We start from the raw sequence: 22,305 nt of genomic DNA on the forward strand, positions 1-22,305 counted from the left end.
CTACCACACAAATACTCTCACTGGTCTTCCAACTTTCTTTCATTTCCTTTCATCATTTCCTCTGATGTTTGCCTCCCCGGGCTGTGTTATGCTTGTGAACAGGGGGGGCGAAGCGGTTGTGCAGGAAGTGGTGGGTCCAGCCATGCGTCCGGAGGCAGGGCCGATGCGACCTGGCGCTTGGCCGGGAGGGTGGGCTTGGGGGTGGTGACCGCGGCCAATGTCGTGAAAAAACAAACAGCCGCTATCCCCGCGCTTGTGCGCGGCGATAACGGCTGTTGAGGGGCGAACATCGGTTCGGAAGCAAGGCTTGATGCCATGATTGACCCCTGGCTGAGACAGAGGACCGGCAGACAAAGCCACATGGCGCTGTATGTCGGGTCCGGGTGGATGACGGAAACAGTGACCAGGTCGGTTGCGTGCAATTATTATAGCATGGTCGGGGATAAACCCAAAGCCGCCACTCAGAGGGTTGGGGACTTCGATGGCGGGCCGCTCTCCTCCTGTTGGAATTCGATGATGGCCACCCGCATGAAGTACATGGCGGCCAGGCACAGGGCGCAGAGTGCGGAAAAGACAAACGCCGATGCGTTGGTCACCGGATGGCGGAAGTGGCTGGCGGTGTCGAACAGCAGACCGGCCGGATTGGCCAGCACATCCCAACTGTTCCAAGCTGCCGTCGTGACTGCGCTCAGCCGGCCAATGCCGCGGCGATGTCCGCGGCCCATGCACTGATCGCGGCCCAATCCCGGAAGTCGCCAACCGGCGCCTTGATGCCTTTGACGAGCAGTTTCTCGGCCAGGTTGAGTTTTTTCATGTCAATGGCGCCGTGGAAAAAGGCGACCGCGCGCGGCTTGATGCTGTCGGCCACAGGCTGCAACGCGTCTGGGAAGCGCCAGCCCTTCATCAACACCAGTGGATCGCCCACGCCGGTCGGTCCACTGGAGAAAAGCCAAACCGGGAGCGCGGCCAACGCCAGCGCATGTGTCTCCAAAAATGTCGCCGCCTCCTGGCGCCACGCGCCGGCATAGACCGCGCTGCCCAGTACCACGGCGCTGTACGGCGCCAAATCACCGACCCGCGCCATGGGCGCCACGTCGGTCGAGAGGTTCGCGTCGCCTAACACTGCGCCGATCTTCTCGGCAATCCCCTGGGTCGCGCCATACTTGCTGGCGTACGCCACCAGAACTCTGTTCTTCATCAAACTCTCCCGAATTCCCCCGAATTCTCCCTTGTGTCTTTCGTTCAGCCGCAAACATGATGCGAGTCTCTCTACGCCACGAACAGGGCGCCGCTTGCGGGCCGAGATGACCAGGTGTTTTTGTCATCAAGAACAACCAGGCTCGTAACTCGTGACCTACGGGTTGAAATGATCGGGGTGCTCGGCGAGGAAGGCGCGCAGATGTTGCTCGGCGCGTAGGAGGGCACTAGAAATGGCGCGGTAGGTTGCATCATAGCTTGAGGCCACGTCGCTCAAACTTTCGTCCAACAGGCGACAGTGAACAAACGCATTGCGCTGCCACGCTGAGGTGATACAAGTCAGCGCCTCGCTCAGCGCCTCATCGAACAGCAGCGAGGAGTGGTCATGACTGGCCGCGCGCAGCCGATCGCGCGCGCGAATTTCGTGCGACGTCTCATCATAACTTTCCTGCAACATGTCCAGGTCATATGACACCGCCGTATCCAGTGCCGCATGTTGCCGCATCACGTCAATCGTCAGGTGCTGCGTCACATTCGTCAGCCACGCCACAAAATTCACATCCCACGGATAGCGCGGCAGGATCAGGAGCAGCTTCAAGCACATGGTTTGGGTGATATCTTCGCTGTCCAAACGCGCCCGTTGTCGGCTCATACGGTAACGCGTCAGGTAGCGCAGGGTCAGCGTATGCACCTCTCGGCACAGGGCGTGCCAGGTCTCAGGGTTGTTGTCCACCAGCGCACATACCTGGTCATGGTGTGCTTCCACCATGTCGGCCATCACCGCGACATACGATTGCCACCCCTGACGGGCCACTTTGGCTCCGCTTTGCAGCAGACGTGGCCAACGCTCACCATACAGATTGCGCATGGCCAACAACTGCAGCAATTCAGCGCCCTCGTCCACCGTCCAACAACGCCACGGGGTGCGTTGATCGGCACGGGCTTTCTCGACCAACTGAAAACAGTGTGCGTGCAGTTCACTGGCGGAAGGAATCGGTGTTGTCATGCGCAAGCCCTCCTGTTCGGGTCACGGGATCATAAGAGCATCAGTTCATTGATTGTGCGCGAAATTGGAATTGAGCAGGCTGACGACACACCATCATCCGAGAAATTATGGGCGTCCAGATAAGATGGGGTGAAGTTCTAACCTGTGGATGCTGTTATTATAGTCTATCCAGCGCAGATTAGGCAAATCTGGCAAATGGGTGAAACGTTGGTGCAGAGAGTCGGGGTAAAAGCTAGACATGTGGCCACGTTCCTTTATCACTCACATGAGTTATCACTCACATGAGTGAAGTAGACCAAAACCTGTCTGCCACTGTCAAGTCAGTTACCGAGAAAGCGATGAATCCTATCGCGAGTTCTGTGCGCTGGCCCAGGCGCGACCGGTGAGGGCCGACACCACCAGCGCAGCCCCGACCAGGGCGAGCTGCCCCGGCGCTTCGCCGATGACCAGGAAGACCCACAGCGCGGTGTATTGCAGGAAGATGGCGTTGGCGGCCGTGGTCAGCTTGGTGGCGGTGATGAACATGATCTGCGTGCCGACGTAACTCAGCGCGCCCACCACTTGCCAGCGGGTGAAGTGGGGGAGATGGGGGTCTCCCCGCCGCAGAGAGAGCCAGATCACGATGCCGGCCACGATGCTGCGCCCGCCCAGGATAGCCAGCGGCTCCCAAGTCAGCAGCTTGATGAGCAGGCCGCTGGTACTCCAAAGCGCCCGGAGTGCCCCCCGCCCCCCAATCCTGGGGGAGCCGAATGCTTTTCCCCCCAGGATTGGGGGGCAGGGGGGCCGCCTGAGCAGTTACGAATTTTCACACAGGGACGCCAAGCCACAAAGGAATATGCCAATGGCTTGGTGCAGGTGCGCTGCCGCCGCGCCTGATCGGGAAAAGGCGCGATTTCAATCGCTCGCCAGCGGCGGCGCTACGGGCTGGCGAACCCCGTCAGGTTCCATGCCGATGTCGTTGTGTCGGTCGTGCCATCACCGACCTCCGTGAAGCTGTCGCTGCCCTGCAGCCGGCCGTGCGGCGCAGAGGTCGGCCAGGGACGCGGAGCGGTATCGCGAATGTCTGTCACCAGCCAGGGGATGTGCGTCCAGGTCGTGAAGACCGAGCAGCGCTCCGGCGCCGGGATCAGCCCGCCCGCCTCGAACTGCCGCTGCATCGTCTCGCCGCTCAAATCCTCGGTGATGAACAAACCGCCAAGACCGGCGCTCAGAGCGCCGCCGCCCGTTTGCGTACAACTGGTCGTGTGTCCCGTCTGAAAATCCAGCGCGGTAAACGCGGTGAGCCAGGTGGCGTTGCCGGCGGTCGGTTGAAATTCCAGCCCCACCTGGTCGCCTGCCAGGATGCGTCGCGTCAGGGTGAATGTCGGCGTGGCGTCGCCCCGCAGCGTGTAGTCAACCTGCCCCTGTGCATTGACCGATTGGCCCACCATTTGCCAACTGCTGGTTCCGCGCCAGCCGGCGCAGGGTAGATCGCTGCTCACCACGCGCAAATCGCCGTTGGGCGCGATCCTGTCGGTGCGCCGCTGCCAGTTGCTGTTGCTGATGATCAAGAGCACGCTCCAGCGCTCCGCAGGGATGTCCTGGCAGAACAGGCTCCATTTGCGCTGCGACCAGTCCTCCGGCCCTGCCAGCCCTGCCCATCGCAGAGAGCAGCGCCTGCACGCATGTGAGGCATGTTGTTGAAGGTGTTGGCAAACGCCCACATGCGCACATCGTCAGCGATCGTAATCTCCTCGTAAAAGATGCCGAGATCGGGCAGGGCGAGCGGATCGCCCGCGGGCTGGGCATTGAGATAGTGGACCCAGTAAGGGTCGTCGAGCAGCGCCACGCGTGCATCGGCCATGCGCCAGTCCACCAGCCAGCGTTTCTGGAAATTGTCCCACGCCTCGTAGCGGTTGTTGGGAGGCAGGTTCAGATTGAGCAGGGCAAATTCAGGCCAGCGCTGCTCCCACCCGCCTGTGATGCGATCGTTGATGACCTGGTACAGGTCGCCGTTGGCCGCGTTTTCGGTGGCAGCCAGGATCTGCGCGATCAACTCAGGGTGATAGCTGCCGGTGTAATGGCTCAGGTAGAAGGGCCATAGATAGGCGCCGTACTCGCGGATGCCGGTGGTGTCATCCAGCCAAAGCAAGGCCGATTCCAGGTATGACTTGGCATACCGTTGTTCTGACTGCGCGTCGGGCTGACCGTCCATGGTCTCGAAATAGTCAATCGCCCAGTTGGCCGTTGATTCCATCCACCATGAATCGTAACAGCCGGCCGCCGGGTTGTAGGCGTACTGAAGCATGTGCATGAACTCGTGCGCGACGGTGTTGGTTTCGGACGAACCTTGTTTGAGCACCTGCATGGTAGGTGGGCGCCGCTTTGCAGCCCTTGCCAGGATAGGTGCTCACCATCGCCAGGGCGCTTTCGCGGCCGGGCAGGGGGTCGTAGACCATGTAGACATCCAAACGGTCATCGCTGGGGTTGCAGCCCAGGCCCGCGTCGCTCAACGGCACACGCAGCAGATCGGTCAGGATCGGGTAGATGCGCGTCTCCAGGTTGGTGCTGATCGCCAGGGCGCGCTGCCAAAAGCTGTTATCGTTGGGCGGAAACCACACCACGAAATGGTCGGTTTCCAGGGGAATGAGCAGGTTCTGCGCAACCTCGTTGCAGCGATCGCTGATATGATCGGTTGGTTGCGCGGTTGCCGCCGTTGCCGACGCGCCGTGAACGCGCTGGTCATACCAACTGCCGGCGTACACCGGTGGAATCAGGAAAGGGACCACGGTTTGGCGCGTTGCCGGCGTCAGAGTTTCGAAGCGCTGCGTCGCCTCGGCCACCGCGTTGGAGTCCAGCACGTCGGTCGTCCCCAGCAGCCGCGGCGGCAGGCGCGCGTCGCCAAAGACAGCGAACACCTTGTAGATCAGGGCGGTTTCTGCGTTGATCTCCCCTCGCTCACGCGCCCGCTCGATCAGATCGGCGGTCGGCGGCAGGCGCTGGCGTCTGATCATCGGCAGGAACACGGCGGAGGGGCTGGAGACAGGCGCCGGGCGCCGCGCTGGCGTCGCCGGTGTGCGCAGAGGCCGCTGCCGGCCAGAGCAGCAGCCCGAAGCCGATCGCCCGCGACCCAGGCCAGGCGGAAACGAGGCGCAAAATGGGTGTGACTCATGTGAATTTGTCCTTCGATCTAAAAACGTATGCGGCGTCAACGCTCTTTCGAGCTTTGCAGCCCTCGGAAGCCGCACGCCTTGAAGTATACGAAGGGGTCGTTTAGAGATCGTAAAATAGGTGCGTCGAAGCGCTTCACGCCTCCTCCCTGCCTGAACTCGATGATGCTGACGAGCATGAAGTACATGGCGGCCAGGCAGAGGGCGAAGAGGGCGGAGAAGACGAAGGCGGAAGCGTTGGCGACCGGATGGCGGAAATGGCCGGCGATGTCGAGCAGCAGGCCGCTGGGGTTGGTGATCACATCCCAACTGTTCCAGCGCGGGAAGCGCCCCAGGTAGACGCCAAAGCCGGTCAGGCCGAGTACGGCGAAGGTGAAGAGCCAACTGACCCAGGCGCCGGCCGCGCGGCGCACCAGCGATTGCATCAGGTAGAGCGAGATCAGGCCCAGGAAGGCGCCGGTCCAGGCAAAGGTGATGAGCAGGATCAGGTCATACCAGAGCGGAATGTTGCCCTGCGGTCGCAGGTGCAGCATGTCGGTGAGGATGTAGGGCGCGTTGGGGAAGAAGAGCAGCCAGAAGATCAGGCAGGGTAAGACGAGCAGCCAACTGCGCCAGCGGCCGCGCGTGGCCAGGTTGTAGGCGATCAGCGCGCTGAGCATGGGCAGCCAGGCCAGGAACAGGTTCCAGACCAGGTGGAAATGAACGGTGCTGCGTGCGTAGACGGCGCGCACGCCTAACTGCAGCAGGCAGACGGCCGTGGCAAAAAGCAGCGATGCCGCCACCGCGACCTGACGCCGGGGATGGGTACGCAGACGTGTGATAAGAGCCATGAATGACATCCTTTCGAACTGGTAGACCGCAACCCTGAGGCTCACAACGAACGAGTAGCGCGGCCATTGGATTTCAGCCGATGACGCCGCCGCTCGTATTCAGGTTCCAATCCGGGGTAAGGGACCGAAGATGGGGATTTCAGACAGCCTCTCTGGGTTCACCAGACGCCCGGCAGCAGCCGGTAACGCACTTTGGCCGGCATATTCCCGGTAGCCTGCCAGTTCAGCCTGCAGGGTGCGGTCTTCCAGCGCAGTTGCGAACGACCAGGACAGCCATGACGAACAGGGTGGGAGGAATGCCCAGGCTGAATCGAGGGAAGAACGGGGTTGCCAGGTAGGCCACGAGCGCGCCGGCGTAACCGGGATGGCGCAGCCAGCGGTAGGGGCCGCTCGACACGACGTGGTGGCCGCGCTCGGTCTGGATGCGCACCGTGCCGGAGAAGAAGCGGTTTGCGATCAAGGCGTAGGAACCCAGGGCGTAGCCGGCCAGGATGAGGGCCAGCGCCAGGAGCTTCAGCGGGCCGCTGAACGCGGGCGACCAGCCCCAAAGCCGGTCCAGCCCGGCAACCAGCAGAACAAGCGCGCCGCCCAGTCCGAGCAGCGGCGCCAGGCGCTTGTCCCAGGGCTTGGTGTCTTCCTGCTGCATGAAACGGCGCGCTCGGCGAGCAGATCGGGATGACGCCGCGCCGCCAGCGCCCGGCTGATGGCAAAACCCAGGATGCTGATGGCGGCATAGGCCCAGGCTTCCCACCAATCCCAGCGCCAGGAGACCAGCAAGGGCAGGAAGGGGATGACCACGATGAAGAAGAGCATTAGGACAATGACACGCGGGGTGAACGTTCGCTGTGGGCGGTTCATGGCCCTCTCCTACGCAGCCTGGGGATGATGAACGGCACCCGATCTCGATAGGCCAGGTACTCGTCGCCGAAGCGGGCGATCATCTCCTGCTCTTCTGCGCGCCTGATGTAGGTGAGAAGTGCTGCGGCGCCCAGGATGATCACCAGTGCGGCGCCCGGCGACCCGAGGATGACGCCGATCCCCAGGTAGGCCACGATTGTGCCCAGGGTCATGGGGTTGCGGCAGAAGGAATACGGCGGCCGGACGATCAGCTTTTGGGTCGCCATGACGGGAATGGGGTGCCCCGTCCCAGGGTGAATTGCATGGTGATCGTCCAGACGGCAAGCGCCAAGCCGGCCAGGACCATCAGCCCGCCGAGGACGACGTTGGCCGGCGGGTAGATCAGCGCCGGCCAGCCCAGCGCGCGATCCAGCCAGCCGCCCAGGCGGTAGATGAGCAGGGGCAGAATGATGAGAAAGAACGGGGCTGCAACCGCCAGCGCGGCCAGCCGCTGACCGGGGTGTACTCATGTTTTGCTCGTTTCAAGATCCGGTCTCGCATAGATTGCCTCCATGCTCTCACTCCAAGCCAGGCGCAAGGCCGATTGCAGGCACGCCTGGCGCACTCTAAGAAACCTGATTTCATGTTATCACAAAAAACAGGCCTCACACAAGGCCGCGAAGATGCGAGGACGCGAGGATGCGAAAAAGGCGGTTGGCGTCACGAATTGCGGGCGCTGACCCAGGCGCGGCCGGTGAGGGCCAACACCACCAGCGCAGCCCCGGCCAGGGCGAGCTGCCCCGGCGCTTCGCCGATGACCAGGAAGACCCACAGCGGGTTGAGGACCGGCTCCAGGGTCAGGATCAGACTGGCCTCCAGCGCGCATGCCGGATCGCGGCCGAGTAGAGGATCAAGGGCAGGCCCATCTGGACAGCGCCCAGGAAGACGATCATCCCCAGGTTCAACGGCGAGAAGGTGGCCTGCAGCAGGGCGGGCAGCCCGATCACCGCGCCGATGAGACAGCCCAGGAGAAAAGTCGCGGCCGGCGTCCCGCGCGTTTCGCCCCGCGTGACCAGGGTGGTGACGGCCAGGAGCACGCCGCTGAGGATAGCCAGCACATTGCCGCAGGCCCTGCAATGTCAGGTCATCGCCCAGGAAGAGCAGCAGCCCCTGAAGATCACAGCCATGGCGATCCAGTCGCCGCGGCGGGGACGCTCCTTCGAGCAGCCACCACCCCAACAGCAGGACGTAGATCGGCGCAGTGTATTGCAGGAAGATGGCGTTGGCCGCCGTCGTCAGCTTGGTGGCGGTGATGAACATGGTGCGTGCCGACGTAACTCAGCGCGCCCACTACTTGCCAGCGGGTGAAGCGGGTCACATGGACGTCGCGCCGACGCAGAGAAAACCAGATCACGATGCCGGCCACGATGCTGCGCCCGCCCAGGATAGCCAGCGGCTCCCAGGTCAGCAGCTTGATGAGAGCAGGCCGCTGGTGCTCCACAGCGCAGCGGTGAGAAAAGGAAAGAACAGCGCGCGACCGTGCATGGGTTTCCATCATGCCACGGAGTATAGCACCAGCGCGCGGAACAAAGTCTGGCGCCTTTTGGTCTGTATCCCTCGTTCGCTGCTCTGGGTAAAGTCAGGTGGTGTTTGGGAGCGCTCAATCGAAGTGCGGGTCTTGCTTGACTGTTTCAGATCAACGCGCCAGCTTCGCCAGCGCGGCCAAATCTGCGGCGTTACTCAGCAAGATGGCATTGTTGGCGGCAAAGGTCAGGGCGTCAGGTGTGAAGCCAGCCTGCGAGACGCACCAGGCACGCGTTCAGGCCGGCGGCCGCCAGGAGCCGCTCCAACTCACTGCGGCCGACTCGCTTCTGCCGCCACTTGACCTCAACCGCCCACCGTTCGCTGTTCTCGGCAAGCGCATCTATCTCGGTCTGACCGTCTGGTGAGCGATATGGCTCGATGCGCGTGAAGGCCGGCAATCGAGTCTTCAGCCATGTTGATCGCTCCGTTTGATCACTTCCACGATCTTGACGCCCCACCGAAGCCGTCCGCCACGCCTGGTAGCCGAAGGTGGAGCCCGAAGCCAGACGCAAAGCGGCGGCAATCCTGAGGCGTCTCGGTCCCACAACAGGCTATTTGGCGGATCGGGCGACCAGGTAGAGATGCCCCGCCGCATCGTCCGTTTGGCGCTACCGCATTACTCGAAATCAAGTAGAATAACAATCAAGCATTTCGGTTCGTCAGTCAGAAAGGAGATTTCGGATGGCGAAGATCCCGTGTGCGGTGGGTCATTGAGGATAGGGGAGGGTATGGTAATGTTGAAGCAGAACACAGACTATGCATTGCGTGCCAGGCTCGCTGAGCCGTATGAGGCAGCGCGGTCGAAAAGGTCACAGCAGCTTGGAAAGAGGCAGGCAGCCCCCTGCCCCCAATCCTGGGGGAGCCGGATGCTTTCCCCCAAATTGGGGGCAGGGGGCCGCCTGACAGTTACTACAAAAAGAGGAAAAAAGAAGGCATGATCCATCAACAGAACCTGGCCCAGGCGGACGGGGCTTTGTGGCTCGCAGGTGACATCGGCGGCGCCAAAACTACCTGGCGCTCTACTCAGCGGAGGCTGGACCGCACGCACCCGTTGCGAAGGCGACGTTTCCCAGCGCGGACTACGTTTCATTAGAGGCCATCGTCGCCGCGTTCCTGCAGGGCAAGGACGTAGCGATCCGCCGCGCCAGCTTCCGGGATCGCCGGGCCGGTCGTCGCCGGCGCGTCAGGCCACGAACCTGCCGTGGGTGATCGAGGAGGGCGTCCTTCAGCGCATGGCTGGGCGCGCCGGGCGCCTGCTCAACGACCTGGCTGCCATCGCCCCGCCGTGCCCAACCTGCGCGCCGAGGATCTGGAACGCTCAACGAGGGCAGGCCGGCGTCCCAGGCGCCGTTAGGCGTCATTGCCCCGGCACCGGCCTGGGGAGGCGTTCCTGCTGTGGACTGGCAACGCCTACCGCCCCTCGCCTCGGAAGGGGCCATGCCGACTTGCGCCTACACACCGCTGGGCGCCGAACTCCTGGCGTATCTGCGACCCCGCCCGGTCACGTCAGTTACGAGCAGGGTGTTCGGACGCGGGCTGCCTACCTGTACGGTTTTCGCGCGACAATGACCGTTACGAAGAGCCGGACTGGCTGGCCGCCGAGCTAGCCCAGCGCCGCGGATCCGACCCGGGTGATTGTCCGTGGGCGTCGAGGCAGGCCTGCGGCGCGACTTTGGAGCTCTTCCGGGACATCCTGGCAGCCGAGGCGGGCAATCTGGCCTTGCGGGTGCTGGCGACCGGCGGCATCTGCCTGGGCGGCGGATTGCCGCCGCGCCTGCTGCGCTTGACGACAGCGGCCTTTAATCGGGCGTTCACCGACAAAGGGCATTTCGCCGACTTTCTCAAGCAGGTGCCGGTACATGTGATCCGCAATCCCGAGGCGGCGTTGTTCGACGCCGCGTGCCATGGGCTAGAGCTGGAGGGCTATCATGCTTGAGCCGATCATCAGGATTTTCGAGGACAACTCCGCGCTCATCCGGGACGTCGCCGCGCAGTTCGTGCGGGCGGTTAGTCAGGCGGTCAACACCCGCGGCTACTTCACCGTGGCGTTGGCGGGTGGCGGCACGCCACAGGCGTTGTACGAGCTGCTGGCGCGGCCGCCGTATCGGGAAAAATTGCCGTGGCCGCAGATGCGCTTCTTCTGGGGTGACGAGCGCTGCGTGCCGCCGGATCACCCGCAAAGCAACTACGGCCAGGCGCGGCGAGCCTTGCTCGATCAGGTTCCGGCGCCGGCAGAAAACATCCATCGCGTGCGCGGCGAATGGGGAACCAAGCGCGGCCGCGGAAGTTACGTCCGCCAACTGCGTGAGTCCGCCAACCCGGGCGAGGCCTGGCCCCGCTTCGATTGGGTCTTCCTGGGGCTGGGCGCCGACGGCCATACAGCATCGCTCTTTCCCGGCTCGCCCTTGCCCACGGCATCAGAGCGCGCCCGCCCTTGCCGTGACGGCCGATTACGAGGGACGACCTGCGCAACGGGTGACGCTGATGCCGCAGGTCTTGAACGCGGCACGCGTTGTGCCCTTCCTCGTCACACGTAGGAATACGGCTCATGCCGTTGCCGCGACGCTGACCGGCCCACGCGACCCGCGCCGCTGTCCCGCCCAACGCATCAACCCCCGAGTGGGGGAACTGCTGTGGTGGCTCGATCAGGCCGCGCTGCTGCACTCCCGCCAACCCGCGCAAGGCCTGGGATGGCATAGGCGGCTTCAATAGCCTGCTCATGATGGCAGATTCCAATGATCTCTTACCCCAGATTCAGACGAATTTCGCTCAAGAAGCGCATAAGCCTCGCAACGCCTGCCGGGGTAAGAAACTATGGATTCAGTGCGTCAGAGTAGCGCAGGCAGCTCATGGTGGATCATACGTTACGTGGTTACAAGGATCGGCTGTTCGGACTTTGGCGGCTGTAATGGGCGCGTCTCCCAATGCCATCACACTGCTGGCGATGCTCATCGGCTTGACCGCGCCGTGCTGGCAGCCAGGCAGATGGTCGCGCTTGCCCTGGCGCTGTGGCTACCAGCCGGATCCTGGATGGCCTCGACGGGATGCTCTGGCGCCACCTGACCCAGCAGCAAACGGACTTTGGCGGCTACCTGGACATCGTGGCGGACTTCGTGGTGTACGCGGCAGTGCCCATCGGCCTGTTCCTGGGGCGCGCCACGACCGAGCTCGGCGTGGGCCTGGCGCTCCTGCTGGGCAGCTTCTACATCAACGCGGCGTCGTGGATGTACCTGTCTTGACGTCCGGCGCCTATTGTCAGGCCGACTTGGCGTGGCCCGGTGCGGCTCGAGGCCATACGAAACTTCCTGGACGAGCAGGGGATCGACAGGCTCAATATCGTGGTACACAACGCAGCCGTGGGCTGGTACGGCCCACCCGCGCAGCAGAGCCCAGACGCCATCGACGAGTTGTTGGCGATCAACCTGCGTGCGCCCATTGCACCGACACACGCACTGTTGCCCCGACCGACTGCGGCTCGCGGAGTCATCGCCCGCGTCAACTCGGTTCACGCTGCGCTGCCCACGCGGGCTTCGCCGTCAACTCGGCAATGCGGGCGCTGGCCGTGGCGAGGCATTGGCCGAGATGATCCAAGTGCTTGAGCAGTTCGCGCAACATGAAGCGATGATGCTCGCGCACGTGGCCGCGCAAGGCCTCAACCAGCGCGGGGATCTTGGCCCGCAGCTTCCCCAGCCGTGCGTCCAGCGCCTGTTCAATCTCCCGCAACGTCGCTCAGGGATGCTGCAGACGCCACTCCTTCATGCCGCCGATCACCTCTTCGGCCAGTTCGTGCCATTGGGTGTCAAAATCGCTTTTCATTTTTTTTTCATTTTTTTCATTTTTCATTGCGCCATCCTTGATTGGTGTGGCCCTATTCTGCCAGACCATCCCCCCTTGAGCGCAAAACTCTGTACCGCACCCAATGGCAAAAGCGACTTGACAAGATTTCTATTTTGCAGTAAAATCATATCTAAGATATGATTCTGTGAATGGTAATCAACTTCCGAGATGCGCGAAGAGGGGTGACATATTTCGAACACTACGATGAATCGAGACAACCCGCCAGCACCCCAACTGTACGCGACTGGGCGGAGGGAGACTGCACGCGGCTATCCTTGGTGGCTTGTTCCAACCGGGAGAGTGGCTACGGCAGCCCGCATCGCCGACGAGTTGGGTGTTAGTGAACTTCCTGCCGGCAGGCGCTCGAAACTGGGGCTGAAGGGCTGGTTGAGTATTTGCCTTATCGCGGCATGCGTGTGCGTGAGTACTCGGCTGATGATGTCGTAGATATCTACAAAGTTCGCGCTTTTATGGAGGGCATGGCCGCCAATATTGCTGCGAAAAACATTACCGCTGAGGAACTGGTCGGGTTCAGGACATTGGCAATCCAGGTAGAAGAGCATTTAGCTCCAGAAGACCTGGCAAACACCGTGAACTGAACTGTCGCTTCCACGAAATCGTTTTCCACCGCCTCTCGCCGTGCCTATCTCATCCATGCACTGAAACAACTCTGGATGATTTTTCCCTCGATGATGTGGGGAGGCCTCTCAGCCACAGCCAATAAGCGCACAGTTGAGCAAGATGCTCTCGACCTTGGAGAGCACCTTGCGATCATTGACGCTCTAGAAAAGAGAAACGCAATGGAAGCCGAGCGGGCGATGCATCAACATATCGAGGGCGCGGGAAATCGCTTGCTCCATATCTTGATGACCGGCACAAATTCTACGCTTGGAAAGCAGCCTTGAGAATTAGCGGCATGCAAATCATTCGCTAACAGATCGTGAAACAGTTGTAAGTCAACAAATAGGACGATGGGGACCGCTAGTTGAGTTGGCGCTCCTGCGGTCCCCATCGGGCAGACCTGCGAAGCCGTCCTGACTGTCCAAGTGGCAGTCCATGGGCTCTATCTGCAATTTAATTATAACGTAAAAGATCGAATAGGAGTCTTACGACATGATTAAATACGTATTAACTCTATTGGTGATGCCATTTTACGAGTTGTTGCCACGATTTTGGTGGCAGTTCCAACATTCCTTTTGGCAATGCTTTTGATACTTAGTTTTTCCTCAAAACTGGGTTGGCTGCCAGCCAGCGGTGCATCGTCCCTGGCGAGTTATATATTGCCAGTAATTACCTGCGGCGGACCCTATGGATGCGCAATACTGCGTATGACACGCTCGACGATGTTGGAAGAGATCAGACAGGATTATGTAAGAACGGCAAAAGCCAAGGGTGTTCCTGACAACGTCGTAACTTATAAGCATGCATTAAAAACGCCTTATTACCGGTGGTTACAACCATTGGTCAGAACTTCGGCGCAATACTTGGTAGGTCCGTGGTGGCTGAGACTGTGTTTTCATTACTGGATCGGTTCCCTGGTCATCCTGGGGATACGGTCAAAAGAACACCCCCACTGTTGTGCCAGCGTGCGTCTGATCTCTATCTTCTTCGCGATTATTATGCTGGCCGTTGATATGCTTTACGCTTTCATTGATCCTCATCAAAGCAAAGTATGTCAAGAATAATTAACAGGAGAAGATGTCATGAAAAGATCCTTTTTAGAAAAAAAAAAAAAATTAACAGCAGACGATTTGGTTGCGATGGAGAAACACGGGTAACAGAACGTATTCAGGGTCCTTCTGCAGCGCATTGGTTTGGAACAGATCTCTACGGTCGTGACATATTTGCACGAGTGGTTTACGGTAGCCGAATTTCATTGAGTATTGGCTTATTAACAGTAATCATTTCCACGGTCATTGGTGGTCTTTTAGGCGCCATTGCAGCATATTATGGCGGCATATCTGATGGCATTATCATGCGAATAACCGATGTGTTCCTTGCCATTCCAGAACAACTACTTGCAATGACTGTTGTGGCAGCCTTGGGAGCCACACCTGCCAGTGTCATTGCAGCTTTGATGTGCGGTTATACCAAACCGAGCAAGACTCGTCCGTTCTGCCGTATTGGGGATCGTGGACTCCCAATATGTTGAAGCAGCTCGCGCCGTCGGTATGGGGAGTCGGGGATCATTTAAAGGAGATCATACCAAACACACTCGGACCGATCATTGTGGTTTCTACACAGGGCATTGCAAGTATTATCCTGACCGTTTCAGCTTAAGTTATCTTGGCGTCGGAATTCAGCCGCCTACGCCTGAGTGGGGCGCCATTATCTTTGAAGCAAGAGAATTCCTTCGAATAGCTCCGTATATGTTACTACTTCCTGGTTTTGTCATTGTATTGACTGCACTTGCATTCAATCTGGCGGGAGATGGATTGCGAGACGCATTAGACCCCAGGCTGAAGGACTGATATCACAATATGACTGGCTGCAAAAATGACATGGAAGCAAAGGAGATGGAAGCAAAGGAGGTGGTGATATGAGTAATGAATTGCTGAGGGTCGAAAACCTGGAAGTGATCTATAAAACAACTCAGGAAACGTACAAGCAGTCAACAAGATCAGCTTTACCTTAAATAAAGGAGAAACTCTTGGCCTGGTCGGAGAGACCGGTGCAGGAAAAACAACGACCGCTTTAGCGATTATGCAGCTTTTACCGAAAACAGGGAAGATTCTTTCGGGGAGTATGACTTTTGATGAAAGAAATCTTTTAAAATTATCCGATGAAGAAATGCGTCTGCAAATCCGCGGCGAAAGAATCGCTATGATCTTTCAAGATCCAATGACGGCTCTGAATCCCGTTATGACGGTTGGAGAACAGATTTCGAGGCCATTCGTTACCATTCCGAGAATGTTAAAGAAGAAGAAATTCAAAGAGAGTAAATGAAGTTCTTGAAATGGTTGGAATACAGGCATCAAGGAAGTACGAATACCCTCATCAATTTTCCGGTGGAATGAAGCAGCGAGTTGTCATTGCGATCGCACTGTCTTGCGAACCTGATCTTCTTATCGCTGATGAACCAACCACAGCACTGGATGTAACCATTCAAGCTCAGGTCCTGGCAATGATGGGGGAGCTTCGCGATAAAACACACATGATCGAATGTTATTTGTTCTCAGGCAAGGAATCATGGAGGAGTGCTCATGGTGAGCAGAACTGATCAGGATATTCCAATTTTGGAATTAAAACATCTAAAGAAATATTTTCGTGTCGGTAAAACCCATAATTTGCATGCGGTTGATGACATTAATGCCAGAATCGCAACTGGAACAACGCTTGGCGTTGTTGGAGAATCTGGATGCGGAAAGACCACGCTGGGGCGTGCCATCCTGAAACTGGTCGAACCGACAGCCGGCCAGATACTGTTTGAAGGAGTCGATATCGTACCTCTGAACCAAAATCAAATGCGGCCTATCAGACAATCCATGCAGATCATTTTTCAGGATCCATATTCGAGCTTGAATCCTCGAAAATCGGTCTTTGAAACAATAGCCACTCCACTGATCGTAAATAAAGTATTCAAAGATAAGAAAGAAATGGAAAAACGTGTTAGGTCAATAATGGATACTTGCGGCTTAACAAGAAGGTTGGAGAATTCATATCCTCATGAATTGGATGGTGGGCGCCGGCAGCGTATTGGCGTTGCGAGAGCGCTAGCGCTTAAACCAAAAGTCATTATCTGCGATGAGCCGGTTTCTGCTCTGGATGTTTCAATACAGGCTCAGATATTGAATCTCCTAATGGATCTGCAGGATGAAATGGGCTTGACGTATATTTTCATCACCCATGACCTGTCAGTAGTAAAACACATATCCCACGATATCATGGTCATGTACCTGGGAAAATGTATAGAAAAAGCTCCCTCGAAGGAAATGTTTAAAAACCCTGTTCATCCATATACAAAAGCATTACTTGCTGCAATTCCGGTACCCGATATTTCATCCCGTACGACCAAGATGGAAATTGTCCGCGGAGAATTGACCAGCCCTGTTGATCCTGAACCGGGATGTCGTTTTGCTCAAGATGCTTTTACTTCCAGCCGTCTTGCTCAGGGGCGGGATATGGAATTGAATGAAGTTTCACCAAATCACTTTGTAGCCTGCCCTGTTATGGAAAATATGCTGCCCAAATAAATGGAAGGAGAATATGGAAAATATGCTGCCCAAATAAATGACTTGTTGCACGAAAGAGTTTTGCGTTATGAAAACCATCAATAAAAAGGAGAATTACGCCATGAGAACCCAGAAAGTAACAAACTTTGCTACACTATTCCTTTGCATCATTATGATTGCGGCATCTGTATTGACAGGCTGCACAGCGAAGGAAACTGCTGATACAGGTAATAAACCTGTTGTTGTGTATGTTGCTGATATCTTTAATACTTTAAACCCATATGATACCGGCGCTTTCTCGGACTCGTATGTGTTCAATCAAGTCTACGAATCGCTTGCCAAAGCAAATGATCAAGGTAATGCCATTCCTGGTCTGGCAAAATCCTGGGAAATTAGCGCAGATGCATTGACGTATACCATGAAACTTGTGGATAACGCAGTCTTCCACAACGGCGAGAAGTTTAAAGCATCTGATGTAGTCTTCACCTATAATTTTGCGAAGGGCTTCGCTCCCAAAAAGCTTACTATTCAATGGTGAAAACTGTTGAAGTGATCGATGATTACACAGTGAAATTTACGCTGGACAAACCTTATCCTCTGTTTCTTACTTATACACAGCAGGTGCCCATCGTAAATGAAAAATTTGTCACGGAGCATAAAGGGAGATATTTCCGAGTAGCTTCCGGTACAGGCCACATAAACTGGTTTCTTATGATCCAGCCGTAAAGGTAATGCTGGCCGCTAACGAAAACTATCGTCTTGGACCTGCTGCAATTAAAGATGTTGAACTGCGCTATGTGAGTGATGCATCTTCTGGAGTGGTCGCACTGGAAACGGGCGAGATCAACTTCATGTCAGTGCCGCCGGTGCTGGCTGGCCCGTTGGTTGCCAATAAAAAATTTGCAAATCAAAAGACACTGCCGCTGTACACCGCAGTCATTGCGATGAACACGAAAGTAAAACCTTTTGATAACAAACTGGTTCGTCAGGCTTTCTCTATGGCTGCCAACAAGCAAGGCATCTGCGATATTGCCTATGAGGGATTTTGCACAGTAGCAAAACTGCAGGCTTACACCAACTCATTCGGTGTAGATCTTCTGTTATTCCAGATTTCTCTTACAATCCTGAAAAGGCCAAGAAATTGCTGGCAGAGGCCGGTTATCCAAATGGCGTGAATCTCACTAAGGATTTTGGAGTCAAGCTGCTGACCATTCCAGGTACTTTCCATGAGAAAGTCGGTCAGGTATTCCAGAAGAATCTTGCAGATGTTGGTGTTATTGTCGAACTCCAGAATACCCAGACACCTGATGAAGATGTCGAAAGCGGAAACTTCGCTATCATGAATCAGGGAGCAACATACCGCAGCGACTTTTCTTATAATGAATGCAACTATGGCACGGTCGGGATCGGCGGTAATAATTACTCCCAGTTCAGCGATCCATACATTGACGAAATGTTCGCAAAAGGGAATGCTGAAACAGATCCTGAAAAGCGTAAAGCGATCTATAACGAGCTCATCCCTTACATCGCAGATCTGGCTCTTGGAATCCCGGTTTTCCATAAGCAGGAAATCTATGTATGGTCCAGCGATCTTAATGCAAAAGCTCATGACTCAGGATGTTCCCGTTCTTTGTCTATGAGTGGAGTTGGAAACAGTAAAAAGTATCCCATTAAAACGCACAGGGGAAACGTCAAGTGACTGGCGTTTCCCCTGTGCGTTGAATTGACCATTGACGGTGAATAACCAGCATTGAAGAGAGGCCGGTCAAGATTGCAATTAGCAAGGAAGTATCTCAAGATAAAAGCATCATGAATAAATATCAAACTCGAGTGGTTTCATGAGCGAGGAAACAAAATGAAAATTGCAGTTTTAGGTTCAGGTAACGGCGCGTGTGCAACAGCAGCAGACTGGTCGCTGCATGGCCATAAAGTCAGAATGTTCGATTTTGAGGGATTTACACGGGTCTTGGAAGCAGTTGAAGCGCAGCGCGGTATTTACGCAGAGGGTGATGTAAATGGATTTGCGGCGATCGAATACGCTGGCACTGATATTGAAAAAACCATTGATGGAACTGATCTGATCATTGTGGTAGGGCCATCATACAGCAGCGAACCTTTCGCAAATGCAGTCAAGGATGTTATCAGTGAAAAGCAGGTTTATATTCTGAGTCCCGGTTCTAACGGTGGGGCTCTTGTCACCAGGAAAATATTCGAAAAAGCTGATAACGCGAAAAATGTTGTCATAGCAGAAACGTCAACCTTGCCATACGCTTCCAGAAACACAGAACCAGGCTATGTAAAGGTTTATCTCAAATTGATTGGCGGTTTGTATTTGGCAGCGATACCGCACAGCGCGACAGAGCGCGCACTAAAGCTATTTCAGCAGGTTTATCCTGGTACGGTTGCCGCAAAAAATCTTTTCCAGACCATGCTACAAAACGGAAATCCAGTAATCCACCCATCAGTGACATTACTGAACGCGGCATTAATCGAGCGTACTCAAGGCGATTTTCTATTCTATGAAGAAGGCGTTACACCAGCAGTGGGAAGACTCATGGAAGCGATCGATCAGGAACGAGTTGAAATTGGTGAAAGGCTCGGCGTTAGAATTATTCCAGACCCCGAGTTGGGTGTGATACAGGGATATATGACAGATGCGAGTTACAGCCCAGGATATTCCCAGGCCCCTGGGTTCAAAGGAATTCGCGCGCAAGGCGAGCTAGATCACCGCTATCTTCATGAAGATGCTGGATATGGGCTTGTATTTCTGTTGAATCTGGCTAAAAGTATTGGCGTGGAAACCCCGCACATTAACTCAGTTCTGGACATTGCATCCATCGTTGCCCAGAGAGACTATCGGAAAGAAGCCGTGCGCACGTTAGAAGGTATCGGATACACCGTAGAAGAGGTCAATAAATTATAGTTATAAATCCCTTCGTGTTCGTAGTTTTCGGGTCAATTGCGTTGGGTAAGATGGACGTACGGTCGCAGACAGTGTGGTTGGTTCAGTCATAGCCGCAGTTTACCATACTCGACACGGCTTGTCTATGATGGATGTCCTTGACAAAGTGTGGATGGCGCAAATACTTTCCTCCGGGATTATTGAGGAGATACGTCATGCAGTGCTCCCGTTTGTGTCTTGCTATAGATGTTTGGATAATTTTTGGAATCGAGGCTTTAGCCGGTTTCTGAGCAACGAGAGCAACCGGCTAAAGCCTCGATTCCGGATCGAGAAGCTCGGAATCTTGATCCGACCCATGATATTAGGTCGTCCTATTCCGACGACCAGGCGGTCCGAAAATCTGGGTACAAGGTCAGCCCGCCGTCCACGTAAAGGGTTTGCCCGGTGATATACGCCGCCTCGTCCGAGGCCAGGAAAGCGGTGACCGCGGCCATTTCCTCGGATGTGCCGGCTGGGCTTGGGAATGTGTTGCAGCACTTCGGCGGCCTTCTGGGGTCATCCACCCAGGCCCGGTTGATGGGCGTGATCGTCGCGCCCGGCCCGATGGCGTTCACCCGGATGCTGCCCGGCGTATTCCAGGGCCGGCGATGCGGGTCAGGTTCTGCATCGCCCTTGCTGACGGAGTAGCTAAGAAAGCGCGGCTTGGGGATGATTTGGTGTACGCTGGAGACGTTGAGGATCACGCCGGGCTTGCCCGCGGCCAGGAAATGGCGGATGGCCGCCTGCGCCGCCAAAAAAGCCCCGCGGAGATTGACCCCCAGCACCCGGTCGAAATTCGCCACCGACAGGACGTCGGAGTCGGCGGCAATCTGGATGCCGGCGTTGTTGACCAGGATATCCAGCCCGCCCAGCTTGTCAACGACCTCCTGCATCATGGCGACGACCTCATCCTCCTTGGACACGTCGGCGCGCACCAGGATGTGGTTCACGCCGTGGGCCGTCACCTCGTGGACACATTGCTCCAGCGCCCGGTGGATCTGCTCGTCCGTCTCGGCCGCGTCTTCGGGCTGGCTGCGGTAGTTGATGGCGACATGCGCGCCCTCGGCCGCGAAACGCACGGCGATAGCCTGGCCGATGCCCGACGTGCCGCCGGTAATCAGAACGTTCTTGCCTTTGAGACCTGTGAACATGGACCCTCCCAATGAACTCTGATATTCAGACGCACTCCGATGGGGGGTTCTTACCCCATCCGCGCCAACGCGCCTTGACCGTGGCGGCAGAACGGATCGCGCAGGCTTGACACTTGTAAACATTTTGTTTATAGTCAGCCCATGATACGCTCGTTTGCCGATGATGAGACGGAACGCTTCTACGCAACCGGCAAGTCGCGCCGTCTGCCTGCCGACATCCAGCGGCGCCGCGATGCGGCTGGCGCGGTTGGATGCCACAACCATCGGATCTTGCGCTTACCGCCGTCAAACCGGCTGGAGGCGTTGCGACATGTTGCAGCGGGCAATGGAGTATCCGTATCAGTCGGCGTGGCGGATTTGCTTCCGCTTCGAGCACCGCGACGCCCTGGACGTCGGATTGTTGATTATCACTGGAGACGAGTTTACCCATGATCCAGAGTCGTTTTTACCAGCCATCCATCAGGGCGAGTTCCTCCTCGAGACGCTGAGCGAGCTGGGCATTTCCCAGGCGCAATTCGCCGCCATTGGGGTGTCGCCCATGCGCATTTCACGTAATCGGGTGCGCGCCCGGTCACGGCGAACCTGGCCCTGTTGTTCGGGCGCGCCTTGCGCCGGTCCCCCAATACTGGCTCAACTGGGCGACTACGACCTGAAAAAGGCTGAGACAGCCATCAGCGTTGGAGGCCGTCAGCGCGCTGACATAAGCCTGGAAACGCCGGTCAGATAATCCGGTCACTGCTCAGGCGACGCGTACCGCCGTAGGCAGGCGGTGAAATCGCCTGATGGGCGCATCTCATTCAGCGGGCATGGGCGAGCGCCTGGTTGCAGGAGACCGGCTCCCCCTTCCCGCTGCTGCTCGACCCGGAGCGCCACCTACCGGACTACGAGCTGGGCAGCTCCGTTCATCCGGGTATGGCGGGACGTGTCGTGGTGCTGACCGGCGCCGGGCGGCAACGGCGGTGGCGAGGATCGCCTGCGCGCAGCACCTGCACAATCGCGGCTTCACGATGTCGCCATCGTACTCGACCGGGCGGCGGCGGCCTTGACCGGCGCACCGGCAACAACTCGCCATCCTGGCTGCGGCGGGGCTGGCGCCGCCGGCCCTGGCGAAGCGCCCGGCCTGGTGCATGGCGCCGACCTGGTGGTGGACGCCTGATCATACAGCCTGGCTGAACGCCGCGGCCGCACCGCCGGGCTGATCGGGCTGCCACAACACATCGGCCCGCCGCGTGCTTTCACTTGATGTGCCGTCAGGTTGACGCAGCGACCGGCGAGAGCGCCGGGGCTCGGTGATCCGGCCAAACCGGACCCTGACGCTGGCGCTGCCCCAAGACCGGGCTGGCTCCGCGTGCCAGATGACCTCTCCACCTGGCCGACATCGGCATTCCACCGGAGGTCTACGCCCGGCTGGGGATCACGCTGGCGCCGTTCTTCCGCGCCGCCTACTGGAGTGCGCTGGGGTTCCAGGCCGGGGCGAGCGTCTGGACCGTGCTTATCCGAAGCACTGGCACGAAAGTCAGGCGGCCATTGGACGGCTACGGAACGTAGACCGGCGTGAGCCAGCGCCAGCCCAAGCATCTTCGCCAGGTCATGCACGGCCC

30 protein-coding genes are annotated in these 22,305 nt (G+C 57.5%); 14 read left to right on the forward strand and 16 right to left on the reverse strand.

The features are described from left to right. Positions 1-461: 461 nt before the first annotated feature. The 14 genes from IPF85_RS24685 to IPF85_RS24750 form a co-directional block, all read right to left on the reverse strand. Entirely contained in the window at positions 462-725 is a 264-nt protein-coding gene (locus tag IPF85_RS24685) for a hypothetical protein (RefSeq protein ID WP_343410705.1), read from the reverse strand. Next, entirely contained in the window at positions 689-1,198 is a 510-nt protein-coding gene (locus IPF85_RS24690) for a flavodoxin domain-containing protein (RefSeq protein WP_343410706.1), read from the reverse strand. Before IPF85_RS24690 ends, IPF85_RS24685 begins: the two co-directional genes overlap by 37 nt. A gap of 156 nt (positions 1,199-1,354) precedes the next feature. Continuing rightward, complete coding sequence (locus IPF85_RS24695; RefSeq protein ID WP_343410707.1) at positions 1,355-2,203, reverse strand: sigma-70 family RNA polymerase sigma factor; 849 nt, start codon at positions 2,201-2,203, stop codon at positions 1,355-1,357. Positions 2,204-2,548: 345 nt separating this feature from the next. Then, positions 2,549-2,836, reverse strand: coding sequence for a hypothetical protein (locus IPF85_RS24700; RefSeq protein WP_343410708.1), 288 nt, complete (start codon positions 2,834-2,836; stop codon positions 2,549-2,551). Between the two features lie 284 nt (positions 2,837-3,120). Then, positions 3,121-3,759 carry a hypothetical protein gene (locus IPF85_RS24705; RefSeq protein ID WP_343410709.1) on the reverse strand — a complete coding sequence of 213 codons (639 nt, stop codon included), beginning with the start codon at positions 3,757-3,759 and terminating at the stop codon, positions 3,121-3,123. Continuing rightward, positions 3,750-4,490 carry a hypothetical protein gene (locus IPF85_RS24710; protein WP_343410710.1) on the reverse strand — a complete coding sequence of 247 codons (741 nt, stop codon included), beginning with the start codon at positions 4,488-4,490 and terminating at the stop codon, positions 3,750-3,752. The genes IPF85_RS24705 and IPF85_RS24710 overlap by 10 nt, the downstream gene beginning before the upstream one ends. Beyond that, positions 4,411-5,196: a hypothetical protein gene (locus tag IPF85_RS24715; RefSeq protein WP_343410711.1), complete on the reverse strand. Its 786-nt coding sequence runs from the start codon at positions 5,194-5,196 to the stop codon at positions 4,411-4,413. The genes IPF85_RS24710 and IPF85_RS24715 overlap by 80 nt, the downstream gene beginning before the upstream one ends. A gap of 194 nt (positions 5,197-5,390) precedes the next feature. Further along, a complete protein-coding gene (locus IPF85_RS24720; protein ID WP_343410712.1) occupies positions 5,391-6,182 on the reverse strand; it encodes a DUF1361 domain-containing protein in 792 nt (263 codons plus the stop codon). A gap of 223 nt (positions 6,183-6,405) precedes the next feature. Beyond that, positions 6,406-6,792: an isoprenylcysteine carboxylmethyltransferase family protein gene (locus IPF85_RS24725; RefSeq protein WP_343410731.1), complete on the reverse strand. Its 387-nt coding sequence runs from the start codon at positions 6,790-6,792 to the stop codon at positions 6,406-6,408. Further along, complete coding sequence (locus IPF85_RS24730) at positions 6,696-7,040, reverse strand: hypothetical protein (protein ID WP_343410713.1); 345 nt, start codon at positions 7,038-7,040, stop codon at positions 6,696-6,698. Before IPF85_RS24730 ends, IPF85_RS24725 begins: the two co-directional genes overlap by 97 nt. Continuing rightward, entirely contained in the window at positions 7,037-7,306 is a 270-nt protein-coding gene (locus tag IPF85_RS24735; RefSeq protein ID WP_343410714.1) for an isoprenylcysteine carboxylmethyltransferase family protein, read from the reverse strand. Before IPF85_RS24735 ends, IPF85_RS24730 begins: the two co-directional genes overlap by 4 nt. A gap of 433 nt (positions 7,307-7,739) precedes the next feature. Continuing rightward, positions 7,740-8,339, reverse strand: coding sequence for a hypothetical protein (locus tag IPF85_RS24740; RefSeq protein ID WP_343410715.1), 600 nt, complete (start codon positions 8,337-8,339; stop codon positions 7,740-7,742). 458 nt (positions 8,340-8,797) lie between these two features. Continuing rightward, complete coding sequence (locus tag IPF85_RS24745) at positions 8,798-9,115, reverse strand: hypothetical protein (protein WP_343410716.1); 318 nt, start codon at positions 9,113-9,115, stop codon at positions 8,798-8,800. Between the two features lie 567 nt (positions 9,116-9,682). Further along, the gene (locus IPF85_RS24750; RefSeq protein WP_343410717.1) at positions 9,683-9,964 is read right to left on the reverse strand and encodes a hypothetical protein; all 282 of its coding nucleotides are present in this window, start codon (positions 9,962-9,964) and stop codon (positions 9,683-9,685) included. Between IPF85_RS24750 and IPF85_RS24755 the strand changes: the two genes are divergently transcribed. From IPF85_RS24755 to IPF85_RS24765, 3 genes are all read left to right on the forward strand, one after another. Continuing rightward, positions 9,964-10,539, forward strand: coding sequence for a glucokinase (locus IPF85_RS24755; protein WP_343410718.1), 576 nt, complete (start codon positions 9,964-9,966; stop codon positions 10,537-10,539). The two genes, IPF85_RS24750 and IPF85_RS24755, sit on opposite strands and share 1 nt — an antisense overlap. After that, on the forward strand, positions 10,532-11,140 hold the full coding sequence (gene pgl / locus IPF85_RS24760) for a 6-phosphogluconolactonase (RefSeq protein WP_343410719.1): 609 nt from the start codon (positions 10,532-10,534) through the stop codon (positions 11,138-11,140). The genes IPF85_RS24755 and pgl overlap by 8 nt, the downstream gene beginning before the upstream one ends. 471 nt (positions 11,141-11,611) lie before the next feature. Continuing rightward, the gene (locus tag IPF85_RS24765; protein ID WP_343410720.1) at positions 11,612-11,842 is read left to right on the forward strand and encodes a CDP-alcohol phosphatidyltransferase family protein; all 231 of its coding nucleotides are present in this window, start codon (positions 11,612-11,614) and stop codon (positions 11,840-11,842) included. Positions 11,843-12,098: 256 nt separating this feature from the next. On the opposite strand, the gene IPF85_RS24770 is transcribed toward IPF85_RS24765, so the two are convergent. Next, positions 12,099-12,326 (reverse strand): hypothetical protein, encoded by a 228-nt coding sequence (locus tag IPF85_RS24770; protein ID WP_343410721.1) that lies wholly within the window; start codon positions 12,324-12,326, stop codon positions 12,099-12,101. 509 nt (positions 12,327-12,835) lie between these two features. On the opposite strand from IPF85_RS24770, the gene IPF85_RS24775 reads away from it, so the two are divergent. From IPF85_RS24775 to IPF85_RS24820, 10 genes are all read left to right on the forward strand, one after another. Continuing rightward, positions 12,836-13,039 (forward strand): hypothetical protein, encoded by a 204-nt coding sequence (locus IPF85_RS24775; RefSeq protein WP_343410722.1) that lies wholly within the window; start codon positions 12,836-12,838, stop codon positions 13,037-13,039. Positions 13,040-13,576: 537 nt separating this feature from the next. Further along, entirely contained in the window at positions 13,577-14,125 is a 549-nt protein-coding gene (locus IPF85_RS24780; protein WP_343410732.1) for an ABC transporter permease, read from the forward strand. Then, the gene (locus IPF85_RS24785) at positions 14,113-14,592 is read left to right on the forward strand and encodes an ABC transporter permease subunit (protein ID WP_343410723.1); all 480 of its coding nucleotides are present in this window, start codon (positions 14,113-14,115) and stop codon (positions 14,590-14,592) included. The genes IPF85_RS24780 and IPF85_RS24785 overlap by 13 nt, the downstream gene beginning before the upstream one ends. Before the next feature lie 503 nt (positions 14,593-15,095). After that, positions 15,096-15,386 (forward strand): ATP-binding cassette domain-containing protein, encoded by a 291-nt coding sequence (locus tag IPF85_RS24790; RefSeq protein WP_343410733.1) that lies wholly within the window; start codon positions 15,096-15,098, stop codon positions 15,384-15,386. 10 nt (positions 15,387-15,396) lie between these two features. Further along, positions 15,397-15,660, forward strand: coding sequence for an ATP-binding cassette domain-containing protein (locus IPF85_RS24795; protein WP_343410724.1), 264 nt, complete (start codon positions 15,397-15,399; stop codon positions 15,658-15,660). Further along, entirely contained in the window at positions 15,644-16,633 is a 990-nt protein-coding gene (locus IPF85_RS24800; RefSeq protein ID WP_343410725.1) for an oligopeptide/dipeptide ABC transporter ATP-binding protein, read from the forward strand. Before IPF85_RS24795 ends, IPF85_RS24800 begins: the two co-directional genes overlap by 17 nt. A 67-nt stretch (positions 16,634-16,700) precedes the next feature. Continuing rightward, on the forward strand, positions 16,701-17,150 hold the full coding sequence (locus IPF85_RS24805; protein WP_343410726.1) for an ABC transporter substrate-binding protein: 450 nt from the start codon (positions 16,701-16,703) through the stop codon (positions 17,148-17,150). A 163-nt stretch (positions 17,151-17,313) separates the two neighbouring features. Next, positions 17,314-17,787, forward strand: a complete 474-nt coding sequence (locus IPF85_RS24810) for an ABC transporter substrate-binding protein (protein ID WP_343410734.1) — start codon at positions 17,314-17,316, stop codon at positions 17,785-17,787. Beyond that, positions 17,754-18,311 (forward strand): hypothetical protein, encoded by a 558-nt coding sequence (locus IPF85_RS24815; RefSeq protein ID WP_343410727.1) that lies wholly within the window; start codon positions 17,754-17,756, stop codon positions 18,309-18,311. The genes IPF85_RS24810 and IPF85_RS24815 overlap by 34 nt, the downstream gene beginning before the upstream one ends. A 156-nt stretch (positions 18,312-18,467) precedes the next feature. Beyond that, the gene (locus IPF85_RS24820) at positions 18,468-19,535 is read left to right on the forward strand and encodes an NAD/NADP octopine/nopaline dehydrogenase family protein (protein ID WP_343410728.1); all 1,068 of its coding nucleotides are present in this window, start codon (positions 18,468-18,470) and stop codon (positions 19,533-19,535) included. Between the two features lie 350 nt (positions 19,536-19,885). Here the strand turns inward: IPF85_RS24820 and IPF85_RS24825 are convergent, their stop codons facing one another. Continuing rightward, entirely contained in the window at positions 19,886-20,704 is an 819-nt protein-coding gene (locus IPF85_RS24825) for an SDR family oxidoreductase (RefSeq protein WP_343410729.1), read from the reverse strand. A gap of 310 nt (positions 20,705-21,014) precedes the next feature. Here IPF85_RS24825 and IPF85_RS24830 point away from each other — a divergent pair, with 310 nt between their 5' ends. After that, the gene (locus tag IPF85_RS24830; protein ID WP_343410730.1) at positions 21,015-21,431 is read left to right on the forward strand and encodes a hypothetical protein; all 417 of its coding nucleotides are present in this window, start codon (positions 21,015-21,017) and stop codon (positions 21,429-21,431) included. Positions 21,432-22,305: the final 874 nt, after the last annotated feature.

This window comes from Candidatus Amarolinea dominans (genome assembly GCF_016704685.1).
Lineage (GTDB): Bacteria > Chloroflexota > Anaerolineae > SSC4 > Amarolineaceae > Amarolinea > Amarolinea dominans.